The 18,589-nt window shown below is 61.8% G+C and carries 17 protein-coding genes and 1 pseudogene; 13 read left to right on the forward strand and 5 right to left on the reverse strand.

Annotated features, from left to right (window positions below):
* Positions 1-9 precede the first annotated feature (9 nt).
* Positions 10-1,383: a type VI secretion system-associated protein TagF gene (tagF, locus tag C4N04_RS25675; protein WP_077989000.1), complete on the forward strand. Its 1,374-nt coding sequence runs from the start codon at positions 10-12 to the stop codon at positions 1,381-1,383.
* Positions 1,373-2,278, forward strand: a complete 906-nt coding sequence (locus C4N04_RS25680) for a serine/threonine-protein kinase (protein ID WP_106797358.1) — start codon at positions 1,373-1,375, stop codon at positions 2,276-2,278. The genes tagF and C4N04_RS25680 overlap by 11 nt, the downstream gene beginning before the upstream one ends.
* Here the strand turns inward: C4N04_RS25680 and C4N04_RS25685 are convergent.
* A complete protein-coding gene (locus C4N04_RS25685) occupies positions 2,275-3,414 on the reverse strand; it encodes a polysaccharide biosynthesis/export family protein (protein ID WP_077988998.1) in 1,140 nt (379 codons plus the stop codon). The genes C4N04_RS25680 and C4N04_RS25685 overlap by 4 nt on opposite strands.
* Positions 3,415-3,619: 205 nt before the next feature.
* On the opposite strand from C4N04_RS25685, the gene C4N04_RS25690 reads away from it, so the two are divergent.
* The 4 genes from C4N04_RS25690 (at position 3,620) to C4N04_RS25705 (ending at position 5,723) form a co-directional block, all read left to right on the forward strand.
* Complete coding sequence (locus C4N04_RS25690) at positions 3,620-4,006, forward strand: DUF488 domain-containing protein (RefSeq protein ID WP_106797359.1); 387 nt, start codon at positions 3,620-3,622, stop codon at positions 4,004-4,006.
* Positions 4,007-4,110: 104 nt separating this feature from the next.
* The gene (locus C4N04_RS25695) at positions 4,111-4,632 is read left to right on the forward strand and encodes a DUF4142 domain-containing protein (RefSeq protein WP_106797360.1); all 522 of its coding nucleotides are present in this window, start codon (positions 4,111-4,113) and stop codon (positions 4,630-4,632) included.
* Between the two features lie 7 nt (positions 4,633-4,639).
* Positions 4,640-4,957: a cupredoxin family copper-binding protein gene (locus C4N04_RS25700; protein ID WP_009996511.1), complete on the forward strand. Its 318-nt coding sequence runs from the start codon at positions 4,640-4,642 to the stop codon at positions 4,955-4,957.
* A 43-nt stretch (positions 4,958-5,000) separates the two neighbouring features.
* Complete coding sequence (locus C4N04_RS25705) at positions 5,001-5,723, forward strand: RNA polymerase sigma factor (protein ID WP_106797361.1); 723 nt, start codon at positions 5,001-5,003, stop codon at positions 5,721-5,723.
* A 43-nt stretch (positions 5,724-5,766) separates the two neighbouring features.
* On the opposite strand, the gene C4N04_RS25710 is transcribed toward C4N04_RS25705, so the two are convergent.
* Positions 5,767-6,687 (reverse strand): iron-siderophore ABC transporter substrate-binding protein, encoded by a 921-nt coding sequence (locus tag C4N04_RS25710; protein ID WP_245345100.1) that lies wholly within the window; start codon positions 6,685-6,687, stop codon positions 5,767-5,769.
* Positions 6,688-6,781: 94 nt separating this feature from the next.
* Here C4N04_RS25710 and C4N04_RS25715 point away from each other — a divergent pair, with 94 nt between their 5' ends.
* The 3 genes from C4N04_RS25715 to C4N04_RS25725 are packed head-to-tail and all read left to right on the forward strand — an operon-like array spanning position 6,782 to position 9,628.
* Complete coding sequence (locus C4N04_RS25715; protein WP_245345101.1) at positions 6,782-7,789, forward strand: iron ABC transporter permease; 1,008 nt, start codon at positions 6,782-6,784, stop codon at positions 7,787-7,789.
* Positions 7,786-8,817: an iron ABC transporter permease gene (locus C4N04_RS25720; RefSeq protein WP_096764152.1), complete on the forward strand. Its 1,032-nt coding sequence runs from the start codon at positions 7,786-7,788 to the stop codon at positions 8,815-8,817. The genes C4N04_RS25715 and C4N04_RS25720 overlap by 4 nt, the downstream gene beginning before the upstream one ends.
* Positions 8,810-9,628 (forward strand): ABC transporter ATP-binding protein, encoded by an 819-nt coding sequence (locus tag C4N04_RS25725; protein ID WP_077988992.1) that lies wholly within the window; start codon positions 8,810-8,812, stop codon positions 9,626-9,628. Before C4N04_RS25720 ends, C4N04_RS25725 begins: the two co-directional genes overlap by 8 nt.
* Before the next feature lie 30 nt (positions 9,629-9,658).
* Here C4N04_RS25725 and C4N04_RS25730 read toward each other — a convergent pair whose 3' ends face one another.
* On the reverse strand, positions 9,659-9,853 hold the full coding sequence (locus tag C4N04_RS25730) for a hypothetical protein (protein WP_010058939.1): 195 nt from the start codon (positions 9,851-9,853) through the stop codon (positions 9,659-9,661).
* Positions 9,854-10,202: 349 nt separating this feature from the next.
* The gene (locus tag C4N04_RS25740; RefSeq protein WP_077988990.1) at positions 10,203-10,634 is read right to left on the reverse strand and encodes a DoxX family protein; all 432 of its coding nucleotides are present in this window, start codon (positions 10,632-10,634) and stop codon (positions 10,203-10,205) included.
* 126 nt (positions 10,635-10,760) lie between these two features.
* Between C4N04_RS25740 and C4N04_RS25745 the strand changes: the two genes are divergently transcribed.
* A complete protein-coding gene (locus C4N04_RS25745; protein ID WP_077988989.1) occupies positions 10,761-11,717 on the forward strand; it encodes a LysR family transcriptional regulator in 957 nt (318 codons plus the stop codon).
* Positions 11,718-11,720: 3 nt separating this feature from the next.
* Here C4N04_RS25745 and C4N04_RS25750 read toward each other — a convergent pair whose 3' ends face one another.
* Positions 11,721-14,246, reverse strand: coding sequence for an EAL domain-containing protein (locus C4N04_RS25750; protein ID WP_106797362.1), 2,526 nt, complete (start codon positions 14,244-14,246; stop codon positions 11,721-11,723).
* Positions 14,247-15,061: 815 nt separating this feature from the next.
* Between C4N04_RS25750 and C4N04_RS32525 the strand changes: the two genes are divergently transcribed.
* The 3 genes and pseudogenes from C4N04_RS32525 to C4N04_RS25760 all read left to right on the forward strand — a co-directional run bounded on the left by C4N04_RS32525 (position 15,062) and on the right by C4N04_RS25760 (position 18,551).
* Positions 15,062-15,187: a hypothetical protein gene (locus tag C4N04_RS32525; protein ID WP_280950831.1), complete on the forward strand. Its 126-nt coding sequence runs from the start codon at positions 15,062-15,064 to the stop codon at positions 15,185-15,187.
* Positions 15,174-17,247 (forward strand): annotated as a pseudogene (locus C4N04_RS25755) (EAL domain-containing protein). Before C4N04_RS32525 ends, C4N04_RS25755 begins: the two are co-directional and overlap by 14 nt.
* Positions 17,248-17,300: 53 nt before the next feature.
* Positions 17,301-18,551, forward strand: coding sequence for an ABC transporter substrate-binding protein (locus C4N04_RS25760; RefSeq protein WP_096764147.1), 1,251 nt, complete (start codon positions 17,301-17,303; stop codon positions 18,549-18,551).
* Positions 18,552-18,589 lie beyond the last annotated feature (38 nt).

Below are 18,589 nucleotides of genomic sequence, written 5' to 3' on the forward strand. Positions count from 1 at the left end.
CGGACTGATATGAACGAGCGCGCCACCCTCGAGCGAAATCCGGCCGAAAGCGACAGGATCGGCTTCTACGGCAAGCTGCCGAGCCACGGCGATTTCGTTTCGATGGGCCTCGGCCACAGCCTGCAATCCGCACTCGACGCCTGGATGCAGGCCGGGCTGCAGGCGGCGCAGCAGGAGCTCGGCGAGGATTGGAAACGCCGCTTCCGCTCGATGCCGGCATGGCGTTTCATCATCGAGCGCGGTCTCTGGGGGCCGGCAACCGTTGCCGGCGTGCTGCTTCCAAGCCTCGACCGCGTCGGGCGCAGTTTTCCGCTCGTCATCGCCGCGCAGCTTCATGGCTTTGTCGAGCATCCACGCCAGCTCTATCTCGACGACACGTGGTTCACGGCGGCCGAGGCGATCGCCGAAAGCTCGGCCAAGCGGGATTTCGACATCAACCATTTCACCGCAAGCCTGAAGCGGCTGAGGACACTGCGCCCGGCCGACCTGGCGGAAAACGAGATACTGCAGGATAGAGCTTCCAGCCGAGGCACGATCTGGTGGCGGATCGACCCGGATGATCGGCGAGCCAAGGGGTTCGGGGTCGGCGGCGCGCCGGAGCCGGAGCAATTTCCGAAGCTGCTGCGCGACGAGACGCCAGCGACCTCGGCTCCGCCGCAACCTGAACCAGCCGTGGCACCGCGCCATGTTGCCGCCGAACCGCATCCTCCTCTGGTGCTCCGGCACAGTCATGCCACGCATGCGGGAACAAGGCTCACTGTCAACGCCGATGCGCTGCTCGTTTCGGAAACGCCCTCGTTGTTTGCCGTCGCCGATGGCGTCGGCGACGGCAACGCCGCGGCCGAGATCGGCAAGATCGCCGTCCATGTGCTGGCCGAAACCGCCACGCAGCAGACCATCGAAGCGCTGGTTCAGGACATCAAAGGCAAGCTCGGCCGCACCCACGGCCTGCTCCAGTCGGCCTATCTTTCCTCAGATCGCGAGCCGTCGGCCCTCAGCATCGTCGTGCTGGCCGTGCTCGGTGAGAGCTGCGCGCTGCTCTGGGTGGGTGATGCCCGCTGCTACCTCCTGCGCGACGGCATGATGCGCTGCCTTACCCGCGACCATGTGGAGATCGGCCTGCGGCGCACGCTCTCGCGCGCCATCGGCATGCGCGGACATCTCGTTCCCGAAGTCCGCGCCGGCGGATTGCAGGCCGGTGACCGGCTGCTGCTCTGCAGCGCCCCGCTGCCGAACGCCGTCCCCGAGCGGAGCATCGCCGATATTCTCATTTCCGCGAAAATCGAAAAGGCGGCCGATATTCTTGTCCAGGAGGGGCTGATCGCCAATTGTCGCGACAACCTCAGCGCCATCGTGATCGACGTGAAGACCGATGACGCATGATCATCCCGCGTATTTCGAAGAAATCGCCCGACGTTTTTCGCGTCTCTGGCAGGCGTTGAATGAGGGGCCACTCGAGACCCGGAACATCCTGATAGACCGGGTCCGGGACGCGCTCGACCGTGGCGAGGCCCGGCTTCGCGACACGGATTGCGAGACCGTCGCCAACAGCTTCATGCTCGAGACGCTGATCCATGACGGGGCAGCGACCCAGGTCTATCGTGCCCGCCATCGCGATCTCGGAACGTTGCATGCGATCAAGCTGCCGCGGCCCGAACACGCGGATGACCCGGTGCTCAGGAAACTCATGCTGCGCGAGGCCGATATCGGCATGTCTCTCCGCCATCCCCACATTGCCGCGACGCAGACCGTTCTGCGGCTTGACGATGGGCGCCCCGCCCTGGTGATGGAATGGATCGAGAGCCGCCTTGCAGATCTTTTGCAGGAAAGACCGTTATCTCCGCGCGAAATCATCGATGTGATGACTTCGGTGCTTTCCGGCGTGGACGCCATCCATGCCGCCGGCCTCGTGCATTGCGACCTGTCGCCGCTCAACCTTCTGTTCGATGGTGACCTCGCGCATCTCAAGATCGCCGATCTCGGGATCGCGCTGAAGGCCGGATGCCGGCACGAAGAGTTCGATCTTGCCTTTGCCGGCCAGCCGGATTTCGTATCCCCGGAACAGGCGACCGGCGAGCCGGTCGACGGGCGGTGCGACCTCTACGCGGCCGGGCGTCTGCTGTCCCTGCTGCTCAGCTATTGCAGCGGTGAACGCGACGAAAAGTTGGAGGCGTTGGCCGTCCAACTCTCCCAACGCAATCCGCAAGACAGGCCAGAAAATGCAAAGGCCGCCTTGCATCTGCTCGGCGGCCCCGTGGAACGTCCAGTCGATTTTTAGTTGCCGCTCGATCCGGGGATCGGCGCTGCGGCCGTCGGCACGCTCTTCTGGTAGACGTTGAAGAGCTTGGCGAAGTCCACCAGGCTGGCATTGCTGGCGTAGATGATATCGCCGTCCATCATCTGGAAACGCTGCATCAGCGCCAGATTGGAAACATCCTTCATATTGACGCGGTAGATCACCGGCTTGCTGCTGACGACGACCGGCGCGGCGGTCTTGGCATTCGCTGCCGCCAGCTGCGTAGAGACCGGCTGATTGCGCAGCACATAGAAATTGCTGGCATCAGCCCGGTCATCGAGCAGCCCGCCTGCCCGGCCGAGCGCCTGGGCCAGCGTCAGCCGGCCGGGTTCGAATTCGAACTCGCCGACACTCTTGAAGGCGCCGAAGGCGGTGAAGGTCGGTGAATCCTTGTCGACATAGATCTGGTCGTCCGGCAGCAGATAGACATTCTGCTTGCTGTCGTCGATGACGCGCTGCAGCGGCACGGTGGCGCGCTGTTTGCCACGGATCAGCGTGACGGTGGCCGATCCCGGATCGGAGGATGCACCGCCGGCAAGTGCGACTGCGTCGAGCACGCGCTCCTTGCGCGCGGTGAGCGGGAAGCGGCCGGCGGAGCGCACGTCGCCATTGACGGTGACGCCGCTGGAGGGTCTGTCGACCACGGTGACGACAGCCTGCGGATTGACCGCCGAGCCCTTCAGGCCGGTGACGATGCGCGTCTGCAGCGCCTCGGTCGAGGAATCCACCACCCGCTGCTTGCCGATGAAGGGAAGGGTCACGTTGCCGGTCGAATCAACGGTGAAGCGGCCGAGATTGAGGGTCTTGCTCTCAGTCGAGGAGAAAAGCCCATCCTCGCCGGGATCGAGAATCGTCACGTCGATGACGTCGCCACGCCTGAGCTTGGTATCGGCAAATCCGCCCGAGCGCATGGCGCTGAGCCCCAGATCGGAGGAGGCATAGGCAAGCGGGGCGGCCGAAACCGGGCCCATCGGCGCTTCCGACAATCTGACGACCGGGATCCGCTCGTTGGTTTGCGGTGAGGTGGCATTGTAAAAACCACCGGCAGTAGGGCCATCGGATGGCCGGGCGCATGCGCTAAGAACTGCGACAAGGACCAACGGCGCCAGCTTTCGCATCAGGTATCCTTTTGGCAATGTTGAGAGAATCGGAAAATATCAGCGGCAGGAGACCGAGCAATACCAGTTGCACGCGAAAAATCAATTGTGACAGCTCAGAGGCAGTCTGCTGTGACTAATTGGCAACCATATGTATCAACGTGGAACCAGGTCCTACGCTCGTCCCTTCGGTCGAAACCGGTTCTGAACCTATGCGGGTGAGCAAATGGCCGTGCACATCAAACGAATCTACGAAGCGAAAGAAGACAAAGACGGCATCCGCATACTCGTCGATAGGCTCTGGCCGCGCGGGTTGAGCAAGCAGGATGCGTCAGTCGATCTCTGGCTGAAGAAGATCGCGCCGAGCCCGGCGCTGCGTCGCTGGTTCGGCCACGATCCCGCCAAATGGACCGAATTCCAGCGCCGTTACCGGCGCGAACTCGAAAAGAACGCGTCGGCCGTCGAGGAGCTCGAACGCCAGATCGGGAAATCGGACGCGACGCTTCTCTACGCGGCGAAAGACCTGCAGCACAATCACGCTATCGTGCTGCAGCGCTTCCTCGGCAAAGACCGAAGCATCGCGCCCGGCACCGATAAGATGCCGCCCACATAAAATTTCCGGGAACCTTTTCGACCGATCTGCATCCAATGTCTGCTTCCAAAGGCGCGACACTGCCGCGGAGGCCATTCCGTCACACGACACAAGGAAGACAGATCATGTTGAAACATGTTTTCGGCGCAGCCCTGATAGCGGCCTCGCTCGGCACCGCCGCGGTCGCCGCCGATGCCAAGCCGACCGATCCGCAGATCGCCCATATCGCCTATACGGCAGGCGAGATCGACGTCACTGCCGCGGAACAGGCGCTGAAGAAAAGCAAGAATGCCGAAGTCATCGAATTCGCCAAGACGATGGAGCGCGACCACAAGGCCGTCAATGATCAGGCGCTTGCCCTTGTCAAGAAGCTGAAGGTGACACCTGAAGACAATGCCGTTAGCCAGTCGCTGTCGACACAGGCGAACAAGGAACTGGCGACGCTCGGCGCTCTCGACGGTGCGGCTTTCGACAAGGCCTATGTCGAAAACGAAGTCACCTATCACAAGTCGGTCAACGATGCGCTTGCCGACGTGCTTATCCCCTCCGCTCAGAACAAGGAGTTGAAGTCGCTCCTGGAAACGGGCCTGACCCTCTTTAAACAACACCAGATGCATGCCGAGCATCTTGCTTCGATGATGAAGTAGGCTGGCGATGGACCTGCTGATGAAATCGCTGCTGCTGTTTACGCTGCTCTGGACAGGCAGCGGGGTTGCTGCCGCGGCTGATTATAAGGTCACCATCACAGGCATGAAATTCGGTCCGCCGCCTGCCGAGCTTAAGGTTGGCGACGTGATCGTCTGGCGAAACGATGATATATTCCGGCATACGGCGACGGCTCGCGACAAGAGTTTCGACATCGATCTGCCGCCGAAATCGGAGGGCCGCATGACGATCAGCCGAGCGGGAGCGGTCGATTATTACTGCCGCTTTCATCCCGCCATGACGGGCACACTGGACGTTCGGCCATAGGCCGGACTCCAAAGGAACGACAAAGCAGCCAGGCGTAGTTTCCATGACAGCCATTGCGGTTCCGGCCGCACCACACCGGCCCGACATATCGACGCTTTCCGACGACGACCTCGTGCCGCTGGCAAAAAAGGGCGACGAGCCCGCCATCCGCGCCATCGTTCAACGTCACAACCGGCGCCTGTTCCGGACGGCGAGGGCTGTCATCCGTGACGATGCGGAGGCGGAAGATGTCGTCCAGGCCGCCTATATAAAGGCATTCACCAACCTGGCGGCGTTCCGCGGCGATGCGCAACTGTCGACATGGCTGACCCGCATTGTCCTGAACGAGGCGATGGGTCGCGTGCGAGCGGTCAGGAACACGACCGGGCTTGAGGATATCGACATGCAGAGGGCGTCGCGGGGTGGCGAGGTATTACAGTTTCCTTCCTCTATGTCGGCTACGGATCCGGAAACCGAGCTGTCCAGGAGCCAGGCGAGGCATCTCCTTGAACATGCTGTCGACGAACTCCCGGAAGACTTCCGCGCCGTTTTCGTGCTGCGTGACGTCGAGGGTATGAGCACCGAGGAGGCGGCATCTTGCCTCGGCATAAGAGCTGAAACCATCAAGACCCGGCTGCACCGGGCGCGGAAGATGATGCGGCAATCGATCGAAAAACAGCTCTCCGGCGCATTCGCCGCCCTGTTCCCGTTCGATGGCGCGCGCTGTGCTTTCATGGCCGATCGTATCGTCGCGGCCCTTTGCCACGGGAGGTCGGGGACAGATTGACAGTGCCGCTGCGTGGGGGTTGCGGAAAGCGGCCTGCGACGCGTCAGCGCGAGGCAGGCAGCCCGTATAGCTTTTCGATATCGTCGAGCATCAGGTTGGCGGCGACAATCCCGCCGGCCGTATTCCAGACGGCGTCGCTGACGGCGCCGACCTTGCCGGCCTTGACAACAGCAAGATTGTTCCAGAGCGGGTCGGACGTCCAGTCGGCCGCGGCGGCGGCCGTCTTGCCGTCACCGGTGTCATAAACCAGGTAGAAGAGCCGATCGCCTTCGAATTCGGGCGTGCGCTCCTTCGTCACCTCGTCGGCGAATTCCATCCGATCCTGGTTTGCTGGCCGCGCAAAGCCGATCTGGCTCAAAACATTGCCGGCAAAAGTATCCTTCAGCAGAATCCGCGTTCGCCCCGGCATGAAGCGCACGAGCGAGATCTTTTCGGCCTTTTTATCCCCCAGCGCCTTGCTGATCGCGGCGACGCGGTCGTCATAGGCCGTGAAGGCCGCTTCCGCTCCCGGCAGTTTCCCGACGGCGGCGGCATAAAGTTTCATGTTGCCTTTCCAGTCGCTTCTGATTCGTTCGGAAAGGACCGTGGGGGCGATGGCCGAAAGCTGCGAATAAATCTTCTCCTGCCGGAATTTTGTGCCGAGGATGAGATCGGGTTCGAGCGAGGCGATCAGTTCGAGGTTGACGGCCGACTCGTCGCCGACGACGGTTACGCCCTCCATCTGAGGGGCGATGTGGTCGTACCAGGGTTTGCCGAGCCAGGACCGCACGGCACCGACCGGCTTGATGCCCATCGCCAACAGCGCTTCCGTTCCCTCGTTCGTCAGCACGACGATCCTCTTCGGCGCATCAGGGACGTCGGTAACGCCCATGGCATGGGTTACTTCGCGCGCGCCGACCGCCGTTACGGCGATGAGGGACAGAATGGCAGCGAACGCCGCCAGCAGAATGGATTTCGTACGCACACAGGCCTCGAACTTGACAATTGAATGATTTTTCGACCAATCGGTTGGGTCATAAGATGAGATACATTGTCCACTTAAAGTCAAGCTGAAACTCGTGCGCTCTATCCCCCTCTCCACGTCTTCGCGGCCGATGACATTGCTGGCGATCGCCTTGCCGGCGATCCTCATCCTTTTCGTCGCAGCCAGCGTGGCAGTGGGATATCGGCAATATTGGCCGGCTGCGATCTGGAACGCCATCTTCGCTTTCGACGGATCGGAAAGCGCCGTCGTCATCACCACGCTGCGCATCCCCCGGGCTCTTCTTGCGCCGCTCGTCGGCGCCGCTCTCGGTGTCGCCGGCGTCTTGACTCAGACGCTGGCGCGCAATCGCATCGCCTCCCCCGATACGCTCGGCATCAATGCCGGCGCAGCTCTCGCGGTCGTCGCCTCCAGCGTCTGGCTCGGGATCGGCTCGATTGCCGGGATGTCGGTGGCGGCCATTTCGGGCGCACTGGCGACCAGCCTGCTCGTCTTCGGCGTCGCCGCCACTTCGGGAGGCTTCTCGCCGATCCGCATCGTGCTCGTCGGCGTGACCGTCGGCGGTCTGGCATTTTCGATCGTCCAGATCATCCTGACCACCAACGAAGCCCAGCTCAAGGAGCTGCTCTTCTGGCTGACCGGCTCGTTTGCCGACCGGCCGATCGCCTTTGCGATCGGCGGCGCACCCGTGGTCATGGCCGGGCTGGCGGCCGCATGGATGCTCGCGCAGCCGCTCGACGCCCTGCAGGCCGACGATACGACAGCAGCAAATCTCGGCGTGCCGCTCGCCGTCGTGCGCTGGGCCGGCTTCCTGACTGTCTCGCTACTGACGGGAGCCGGCGTCTGCATGGCCGGTCCGGTCGGCTTCGTCGGTTTCGTCGTGCCGCACCTCGCCCGATGGCTCGTCGGCCTCAGCCATCGCCGCCTCATCCTCACCTCGGCACTGATCGGCGCCATCTACACGACTGCGGCCGATATTCTCGCGCGTTTCATCATTTATCCCACTGAGGCTCCGGTCGGCGCGATCACCTCCACCGTCGGCGGCATCACGCTGCTCATCCTGCTTAAACGGAGAGCGGCATGACCTCGCCTGTCCGGCCGCTCGCAGCCTCCAGAACTACTCTGACGCTCGCGGCGATCGTCCTGCTCTTCCTCGCTCTCGCTTCGACCGGCGTGGCATTCGGCTCCACCTGGATCCCGCTTGCCCAGGTTTGGGACGTCCTTCTCGGCGCCGAGGTTCGCGGCAAAACCGTCATCATCCTGCAGTTCCGCCTGCCGCGTGTCGTGATCGCTGCTCTGGCGGGCGGGGGCTTTGCGGTCGCCGGATATCTTCTCCAGCGCGTCACCCGCAACGAACTCGCATCGCCCGGCATATTGGGCGTCGTCGACGGCGCCGCGCTGGCGGTCGTCTGCTTCCTTGCGGCGCTCTCCAATGAGTCGAACGCGCTCGTCACCTCGGTCGCCTATCAGCCCGTCGCAGCGGTTGCCGGATCGATTGCGGCGATCTTCGTCGTCTTCGCCTTTGCCGGCCGCCAGGCGGCGTCGGCGATCCGTCTGCTTCTCTTCGGCACCGCCGTTGCCGCGGTGCTCAAATCATTGACGGTCATCGCCATGCTTGTCGGCCCGGTCTACCAGGCAGGACAGGCCGCCCGCTGGATCGCCGGCGCAGTCAACGAGATCAATTGGAACGAGATCCGGATCACGGCGATCGGCATGCTCCCGCTGACCCTCGTCGTGCTGATCGTCGCCCGCAGGCTGCCGCCGGCCGACCTCGACGAGATGTCGGCCAGAAGCGTCGGCCTCAACTTGCCGAGCTTCCGCATTCAGATCTTCGTCCTTGCCGCGGCCATCTCCGCACTTTCGGCCGCCTTCGTCGGCGGCGTCGGCTTCATCGGCCTGATGGCGCCGCATCTGGCGCGCCGGCTGATCGGACGAGGCGTCCATTTCGGCCTGATCGGCAGCTTCTTCATCGGAGCGTCGATGCTGGTGGGCGCGGATATTATCGTCCGGTTGCTCTTTTCGCCGACGGAGGTGCCTGCCGGAACGGTTCCGGCCGTCATCGGCGCTCCGTATTTCCTCTATCTCCTGATGAGAAACCAGCGCCATGGCTAGTGCGACCCCCACCGGAAACGTCATATCGATCGAAGGGCTGAGCCTGGATTATGGCAAGGTCAACGTCCTGCATTCCCTGTCGCTCGCCATCCCCAGGGGCAAGATCACCGTGCTGGCGGGCGCGAACGGCTGCGGCAAATCCACCCTGCTGAGAGCGATCCGCAGGCTGCACAAGCCCAGCAAGGGCGAGGTCCTCCTTGAGGAACTGAGCCTTCACAGCCTCGGGGAAAAGGCGCTCGCCAGGAAGATCGGGCTCTTGACCCAGAGTCCTTCAGCCCCCGAAGACATGACGGTGCAGGAGCTCGTCCGGCTAGGCCGCTATCCGCACCAGACGCTGCTGCAGCCCTGGAACGCCGGCGACGCGGAGGCGATCGAGCAGGCGATGGCAGGCACCGGCGTCGGGCATCTGCGTGACCGCAGGCTGGGCTCGCTCTCGGGCGGCCAGTTGCAGCGCGCCTGGATCGCCATGGTTCTGGCGCAGGAGACCGACATCATCTGCCTCGATGAGCCGGTCAACCATCTCGACCTCGCCCACCAGCTCGAATGCCTCGAACTGGTCGACCGTCTCAAGCAGCAATTCGGCAGAACCGTGGTCCTCGTCCTGCACGACCTCAATCTCGCAGCGCGCTACGGCGACACGCTGGTTTTTCTCCGGGGCGGCGAGATCGTCGCCACGGGGGCGCCCGCCGATCTGGTCACCGAGGCGATGGTCGCCGACGTCTTCGGGGTGCAGGCAAGGGTCATAACCGATCCCGTTCACGGCCGGCCGCTCTGCATCCCGCTGCGTCTTGCTGGGACGTCATCGGAGTAAGCAAGAACGCGCCGACCGAACATTCCGCTGTCAGCCCTCGATAAACAACTGGCCGAGCTCACCGGTCAATCTGTCGAGTTCGTGCAGAACCCTTTCGATGCGGGCGCGGGCCTGGAGCATCTGGTCAATGTCGGAGCCGCCGGACGGTCCGGCTGCGGTCTGCAGGTCATGAGCATTCGTCGCAATATTGGAGACCGGATTTGGAAACTGGATAATTTCAGCCATTCTCATTCATTATTTTTTCGTTGTGCCTGGGAGGATGGAAACTCTCATGTCTCCAGGATTCGGCGTGTTTCATTGCCAATCGGCGGGAACGTCTTCGCTTTTCATTTCAATGCGTTGCGTTCGTCCCGGCAGCCAGTAAACGCCTTGTCAACCTTAACAAACTCTTACTTTTCCCCTGCGGGCGGCTCAGTCCGGAGCTTTGCTGCGCCGACCGGACAGCATTGCGAAATTCGGATAAGGCAATCGTCAGCTTTGAGAACCGACCGTATCTGCAGCTTAGGAATTCGGCAAAATGGGAAATCCCCGGCCGCTCGCCTTGCTGCGAGGCGAACTCGCAAGCGGTCGTTCTTTATCCGCGCGGCGTTACAGGCGCCCGCCTGCCGCGGCCCCAGAGGATGAAGGCGGAAAGGCCAAGCAGGATAACGTTGAGCGGCAGGGCCGGCGCTTCGCCGCGGGAGAGATGAAAGATCATCGCAGCGATCTGCAGCAGCACGCAGCCAATCGCCGCAAGCACGGTCAGACGCGGCTGGATGCGGGTCAGGGCCGGCAGCAGGACGCCGACGCCGCCGGCAAAATCGATGATGCCCATGAGCCGTAAAAACCAGGCGGGAACCTGGCCCGGCCAGACCCACATCGCCGCCAATTGATCGACCGGCATGAAGAATTTCATGCAGCCGAACAAGGTGAAAGCGGCGAAGATGAGCACCTGCGCGGACCATATCGCGATCTGCAGCAATCTTCCCGCACGGGGCGCTGGCGAAATGGTCGTAGCATTGGACAACTCGAACCTCCTGAACGATGGCTGGCTGCGGCAGGCAGCCTTGAATTAGCCTTACAGATAAAGCTGGCTACCCATCGTGAAAATCGGTATATTTTCGAAATAATTTATCGACAGGATCGATGAGATATGCAGCCGCATCCGACCTTGGATCAGCTTCACGTATTCCTGACCGTGGTGGAGAAAGGCAGTTTCTCGGCAGCCTCCCGCGCGCTGAACCGCACGCAGTCGGTCATTAGCTATACGATCGCCAATCTCGAAGCACAGCTGCGCGTGGCGCTTTTCAGCCGTTCCGGCACCAAGCGGCCGCAGCTTACGGAGGCCGGCCGATCCGTGCTGGAGGATGCGCGCCGGCTGCTCGGCGACCTCGACCTGATGCGGGCACGCGTGCGCGCTTTGAGCGATGGACTGGAGGCGGAACTCAATGTCGCGATGAGCGCCATCGTGCCGTCGGATATCGTCGTCGACGTGCTGCGCGCCTTCCGCACTCATTATCCGACCGTCTCACTGAACGTGACCGTCGGCACGCTCGGGATCGTCATGGATGCGGTCATGGCAGGAAAGGCCGCCGTCGGCTTCGGCGGTGCCATGGCAACCAGGAACGATCAGATCGTTTTCGAGCGGATCGGCCAGTCGGCGATGATCCCGGTCGCCGCCGCCGACCATCCTCTCGGCATGCTGCGCCGGCCGCTAAACCTTGCCGACGTGCGCGATGAAACCCAGCTCGTCGTCTATGACGCCTCGGGGCTGACCAAGGGCCGCGATTTCAACGTATTTTCGCTCAAGACTTGGCGGGTCAGCGACAATGCAACGAAGCATCTTTTCATCCGCGGCGGACTGGGCTGGGGCGGGCTTCCGGCCTATCTAGTCAAGGACGATCTTGCCGATAGCCGTCTCGTCCATCTCCGGTTTCCTGCCTTCGATCAGGATGAATATCCGATCCACGTGATACGCAACGTTGCAAACCCGCCCGGACCTGCGGCGAGATGGCTGATGGCGGAGCTTCGGACGAGGCTTTCGGGCACGGTCCGAGATCGGGGACGTCAGGACGGCGTCGAACACGGCTCCAGGGAAATCGGCGGCTGAGGGCTAGGGCATCGCGCTTGCGGGAGACTCGCCCATCGAAGAGGCCAGCCGCAGAGCCATGATTTCCATCTTCGGCAGGGCTTTGCTGTAGAGGAAACCTTGCGCGGATGCGCATCCGTGGGCCGCCAGGAAGGCTGCCTGCTCGGCGGTCTCGACGCCTTCGGCCACCACATTTTGGCCGAGGCAGCGCGCGATGGAGAGGATCGCCTTGACAAGTTCCTCGTTACGCTTGTCGGCGCTGTTGATGAAAGAGCGGTCGATCTTCAGCGTGTCGATGGGAAAACGGGCCAGATAGTTCAGCGCCGAATAGCCCGTGCCGAAATCATCGATGGCGATCGAAAATCCCATGCTCCGAAGCTCGGAAAGCATATGCAACGTTTCATCCTTCTGATCCAGAAGCAGGCTTTCGGTGATTTCGATTTCGACCCATTCGGCGCGGCAGCCGGTCTCCTCAAGAATCTCGGCGATAGACTTTATCAAGCCGGCGGACTGGAACTGCTTGACCGACAGGTTGATTGCTACCTTGTGCGGTATCCGGCCGTCGGCATTCAGCTCGGCGGCCGTCTCGCACGCCTCACGCAGCACCCATCGGCCGAGCTCCACGATCAGCCCCGTATCTTCCGCGACCGGAATGAAGCGGAAGGGAGGAACCATGCCCATGTCCGGGTGGCGCCATCTCAACAGGGCCTCGGATCCGATCATGGCGCCGCTGTCCAGGAGCACCTTGGGCTGGTAGTGCAACTCCAATTCACCACGCTCGATGGCACGGCGCAAATCTGATTCCAGCCGCATGCGCTCTTCGGCGCTCGCCGTCAGGTCCTTTGAATAGAAGCGAAAGCTGTTTCGCCCCGAGCGTTTGGCGAGATACATCGCGGAGTCGGCGTATTTCACGAGATCGTTGACGTCGGCGCTGTCATCGGGATAGAGCGCGATGCCGACGCTGCACGAAATGAACACTTCCTTGCCATCCAGCAGAAAGCCTTCCTTGAACCTCTCGAGGATCGTGCCGGCAATCCGGCCGAGGTCGTCGCCCTGACGGATCTCCGGCAGCAGGATCGCGAATTCATCGCCGCCGAGACGGGCGACAGTGTCGTAGTCGCGGACGCTCGCCTTGAGGCGGGCCGCCGCCTGGCAGAGCAGTTCATCGCCGACGGGATGCCCCATCGTATCGTTGACCACCTTGAAGTGGTCGATGTCGATCAGCGCCACGCCGGCCCGCTGACCTCGCGACACGGCTGAAGTGATCATCTGCCGCAGCCGGTCGTTGAACAGCGATCGGTTCGGCAAGGAGGTCAGGGGATCGTAAAAGGCCATCTGGTGGATTTTCTGGCGCGAGACGTTCAATTCGGTAACGTCGCGCGCCACACCGAGAACCCCGACGACGCCTCCCCCTGCATCCATGACCGGCACCTTGCGTGTTTCAAGCAGAACAGATTGCCCGTTCTCCTGAGAAATGACCCATTCCTCATCGCTGAGGATGCATTCTCCAGCCTCGACAGCCGCCTTGTCCGATTCCCGAAAAAACCGCGCCCTTTCGACGTCGAACAGCTCGAAATCGGTTTTCCCGACAACGTCGGCTTCCGCCAATCCGGTCAGCCGCTCGAAGGCGTGGTTGCACAGCAGATAGACACCGTCCATGTCCTTGACCCACACCATATCGGGCATGGTCCGAAGCACGCTGAGCAGCTGCATTCGCACCAGGTTGATGGCGTCTTCCGCCTGCTTCCGCTCGGTAATGTCGCGCGAGAACGCCAGGAGCGTGGTCGCGGCAGCAGGATCGGCACTCGGCCGTCTGGCCACGGAGAGTTCGAACCACCGCCTCTCGCCGTTCGGCAGGGCGATGGAAATGCATCGCCCATAGGCAACGCCCTCCTTGGCGGCCTCGCGCAACGCCTCCATCGCGATGGCGGCCTGATCGGGCGCAAGGACGTCATTGACAGTCCTTCCGAGCAGCATCTCCTTCTGCTGGGCCAGCAGTTCCGGATTTCGTGTCCAGACCTGAAGATACCGGCCGTCCTCATCCACCTCGAAGAGGACATCGGGAATGGCGGTGATGATTCCTTCGGCAAATTCAAGCGCCTTCTTGAGATCCCGCCCCGCCTGCTTGTGCTCGGTAATGTCGACGATGGCGCCGATCACGCCGGCGGCGCCGTTTGCTCCCGACAACACCACCTTGTTGACGACGACATCACGCACCGCACCGCCAGCTGTCGTGATTTTGGTCTCGCAGTGTTGGGCCCCGCCGCTTTCGGGGCAAACATCGTCTTGCGTCAGATGCCATTCCGTATGATGGTGCGGATCGAGATCGGCGTCGGTTTTCCCGATGATCCCATTGCGTGCATGACCAAGCAGACTCTCGAAGGCCTTGTTGCAGCCAAGGTAGCGCCCATGCCGGTTCTTGTAGAAGACCGGAAGCGGAAAGGTGCCGAGCAAGGCCCCGAGCAGGGCCTCCCGATCGACTGCCGCGTCTTGGTCGTGCCCTTCTGTACGGAGGGCCGGCTGGCGAAGCGACTGGGACACGGTCATCATTGATCTTCCTCAACCATGGGCAACAACCGGATGCGTCATCCATCCGGTCGAGAATCTTTAGCAAAGGCCACCCAAATCATTTGAGGGGAAGTTATGGCCTGAGATCGGATGCAAAGACTCCGGTCCGCCGCGACCAAGCATGTCGGCTTGGCATCGGATATTGCGGCCAGAAAATTAAGAGATCGCTGTGGTCTCCGGCAGCTCAGCAAATTTCGTCGCGCGAAGCGGATCGCGTCGACGCAATATGGATACTCATAATTTCTCGTCTTCTCCGGCAACACTGCCTTGCCTGTCGTGGTCTACCTTGCGTTTTGTTTAAACGGCACGTCCGAAAAGGCCTAGGTTTGGAAATCAGGTAGGCAATTATCCGGAATCCGAACCCTCTGGCCAGATCACGACGATTTCGTATGGGCCTGTGGCAAGGACCTGGTTTCGTTGCATTTTTTTACGCTTCTTAAACCAGGGAACGACAAGCTGGGCCACCGAACGAGGTGCTGCTTGTACTTCTCCGCCATGAAGACGGGTTCAGAGACGAGCCAAAAATCCGCGTTGTTCGACAGCGCGTTCAGAGGTGGAAATGTTTGATAGTACGCATGCCTATGACCATCAATCCAGAGGCAGTACAGCGGGCGCGATCGCGATGCTGAATATCCTCGCCCCCTGGAATAGCTGACCGCGGATCGCGCCGCCCTGGCTTGCTCAAAGCTCCCACAAGATGTCGCCGGCTGGACGTCGATCACGAGATCGGTCCAAGGCAGGCGGCGATCTGAACTCCATTCTCCCGGCGCGCCGCACCCGACGCGCAGGACCGGGCCATGATGGCCGATCTCTTGCAAATGATTGTGAAGCAGTTGTCCCGGAGGCCGTTCGGCCTGTCTTGTTTTGATGAAGCGCGAATGGTGGGGTTCGGATTTGGAAAATACAGTGATGCCGGCCGGTGAGTCCCATTCCTCCGTAGCGAAATATATCCGCTCCATCGGGCGCCATTACGTCCTCGCCGTCGTGGTCATGACAGTTCTGATCGGGTCAACCTTCCTGACGGTCAAGGTGGCTCTCGATCGCCATTCGCTGCAGCAGAACATCAGCTATGTGATCGGACGCCAATTCATCCGCTTCCAGCAACTGGCCACCCAGACGCGCGCCATCATGCGCGCTTCGGCCGACCCGAATATGCCTGTATGTTATCAGGCCGATGGTCGAGGACGTTCAGAGGGCAATCGACGACATCCACTCCATGAGCGTGGAGTTGAAGGGGCTGAATACGCAGGTCGAGGCGAACCTTCTGGAACGGCTGAACGGACAGGACGGCGCGTCCGAGAAATTGCGGCGCGAACTCGACGGACGGTTGGAGGATTTCCTTCAGAGGGCCGAACGCGTCGTGTCAGCAAAACTGCAGGATCGACGGGAACGTTAGAGCTTCTGGGGACCAATCGACTTTGCCGTTTCCTCGGACAGCACGCTGATGCGTCAGTTCAGCGCCTTGATCGAGAGCGCGCATGACCGGAGCGATGTCAGCATCGATCACACGCGCCTTATCAGTGCCGTGCTGCTCAGCCTCACCGCCGCGACGCTCATCCTTGCGACCCTCATCCTTTTCATACCGCTCCTCGTCAAATTGCGCACCGAACACCGCCGGACCCTGGATTTCGAGATCAAGCTGACGCATCTGGCGCATACCGATACCTTGACGGGCCTTGGCAACCGATCGTCGTTCAACGAGGCGCTGAACGGGCTGTTTGGCTCCCTTGAGCGGACGGGGGCAGGCTTTTCCATGCTGTTGGTCGACCTCGACCACTTTAAGGCCACCAATGACAGTTTTGGTCATCCGGCGGGAGATGCGGTTCTGAGCCATGTCGCGCGCGCGCTGCAGAAGACGTTCCGGTCCGGCGATATCGTCGCGCGGCTTGGCGGCGACGAGTTCGCCGCACTGCTTCCGGGCATTTCAGATGCGGCGACGCTGGAAGGAATTGCCGGGCGCGCAGTCGCAGCCATTGCGACGGAATGCCAGTTCGAGGGCCGGTCGCTGCCGGTTTCGGCCAGCCTCGGCGGCGCGGTCGTGCCGGGCCATGCCTCAGACGAGGCGACCCTCATGCGCGTTGCCGATCTGGCGCTTTATGCCGCAAAGGCCAAGCGCAATACCGCCGTCATTTTCGACGAAAGCTCCTTCGCCCAGCGTCTGGAGCAGAACCGGCTTGCGAGCGCCCTCGCCTTCGCCGCCGATCGCGACGAGTTCGTCGTCTACTACCAGCAGAAGGTCAACCTGCAGACCGGCAGGCGCCTCGGCTTCGAGGCATTGGTGCGCTGGCGTCATCCCCAGCTCGGCATTCTACCGCCGGGACGCTTCCTGCCGCTTATGGAAGGTCACCTTATACAGGGGATGACGCGCTGTATCGTCAACACCGTCGCCCGCGACCTCAGAGCATGGCAGGCAGCCGGGCTCAGCGTGGGATCGGTCGCCATCAATCTGCCGGAGGCCCTGCTGGTCGGCGATGACGGTTACGACCTTATCGCCGCGGCGGTCGAAGCAAACCGGCTCGACTGGCTCGATTTTTCCATCGAGATCACTGAAGACGTCTTTCTCAATCGCGGCGCCAATCAGATCGCCGAGACCATCTCCCGCTTCCGCAAGCATGGAGTTTCGGTCTCGCTCGACGATTTCGGCACCGGCTTTGCGTCGCTCGTCCATCTGCGTGACTTCCCCTTCGACGAACTGAAGATCGACCGCAGCTTCGTTGCCGAAATCGGCAAGGATGTCCGATCGGAACAGATCGTCAGGGCGATCATCGATCTGGCGCGCAACCTCGGCAAACGGTGCGTGGCGGAAGGCATCGAGGAGGAGGTCCAGCGGGACTTCCTCCTGCATGCGGGTTGCGACATCGGCCAGGGTTATCTGTTCGGCAAACCGGAACCGGCCCTCGTGGCGGAACGATTGGTTCGCCGGCCGCCGGTGCGCGGAATATCAGGGCGATCCCGCAAATCGCCGGCTGTAATGGTCTCCTGAACCGCGCTGCACGGGCACGGGGCGGCACAATCATCGACGAAAGAGGAAATCGAATGAGACGGGCAATCATACGGACGTGGCTCGCCACGACCCTGGCGACGGCAGCTCCTGTGGCGCAGGCTTTCGCGGCAGAGGGCATGGCGGTGGACGTCGTGCATTTCTGGGTGTCTAAAAGCGAGGCGGCGGCGCTCGATGTTTACCGCAAGGCCTGGGCAGCGGCCGGCAACCAATGGGTCGACATGCCGGCGGAGAATAAGGTCGCGGTCCAGCGGGTCGTGAGCGACCGCATTGCCAACGGATATGCGCCGGCTGTGATGCAGTGGAATGCCAACGAAGGATCACGCGAACTGCCGGAAATGGGCATCGTGCTCGATATAGACGATGTCACCCAGGCGGATCACTGGCGCGATGTCATTCCCGCGACGGTGTTCGACCGAATCTCCTCCAAGGGAAAGGTTTATTTTGCGCCGACCAATATCCATGCCGAGAACTGGCTGTGGACGAGCACGGCGGCATTGGCCGAAGCGGGAGTGAAGACGCCGCAGACCTGGGACGAGCTTTTCGATGCGGCCGATAAAATCCAGGCGACGGGACGCCGGGCGATCGCGCTCGGCGGCGCCCGATGGGAGGTGTCGCTCATCTTCAACGACATCGTCTATCACAAGTTCGGGCCGGAAGGTTATGCCCGGCTGATGAGCGGCGATGCAGAACTGGTGCAGGACCCGCGCATGATCGAGGCGCTGGATATGCTGCTGCGCCTGTCCGATTATGTGGAGCCGATCGAACAGCGAAAAGACAAGACATGGGCTGATGCGGCTGCGGCGGTCGGCCAGGGCAAGGCCGGCATGCAGTTCATGGGCGACTGGGCCAAGGGCGAACTTGCGGCGCGCGGCTACAGCGTCGACAAGGATTTCGACTGCAGCCTCGTTCCCGGCACCTCCATCGCCTATTTCATGGTGATCGATGCCTTCGCCTTTCCGCTGACCAACCGGGAAGGCACAGCGCAAGCGCAGCAGGCTTTCGCGCGCATGGTGCTCGATCGGGACAACCAGGTTGCCTTCAGCCGGATCAAGGGCTCTTTGCCCGTCCGCACCGATGTCGATCCATCAGGACTCGATCGCTGCGGCAAACTTGGATTGGAGATGATCAAGGCGCATAAGGGAGAAGTCAGCGCCCAGTCCCAGGCCATGCCGACCCAGATGTCGGAAGGCTGGATCGCCGTGGTCGGCGACTTCTTCAACAACAGGAACATGTCGCCGCACGAGGTTCAGAAGCGCCTGCACGATCTGCTGATGCAGCGCTGAAGGCAACGGAAGGCCGGTACCGCAGTACGGCACGAATA

The sequence above is a fragment of the Rhizobium sp. H4 genome, from assembly GCF_003013335.1.
In the GTDB taxonomy this organism is placed as follows: domain Bacteria; phylum Pseudomonadota; class Alphaproteobacteria; order Rhizobiales; family Rhizobiaceae; genus Rhizobium; species Rhizobium sophoriradicis.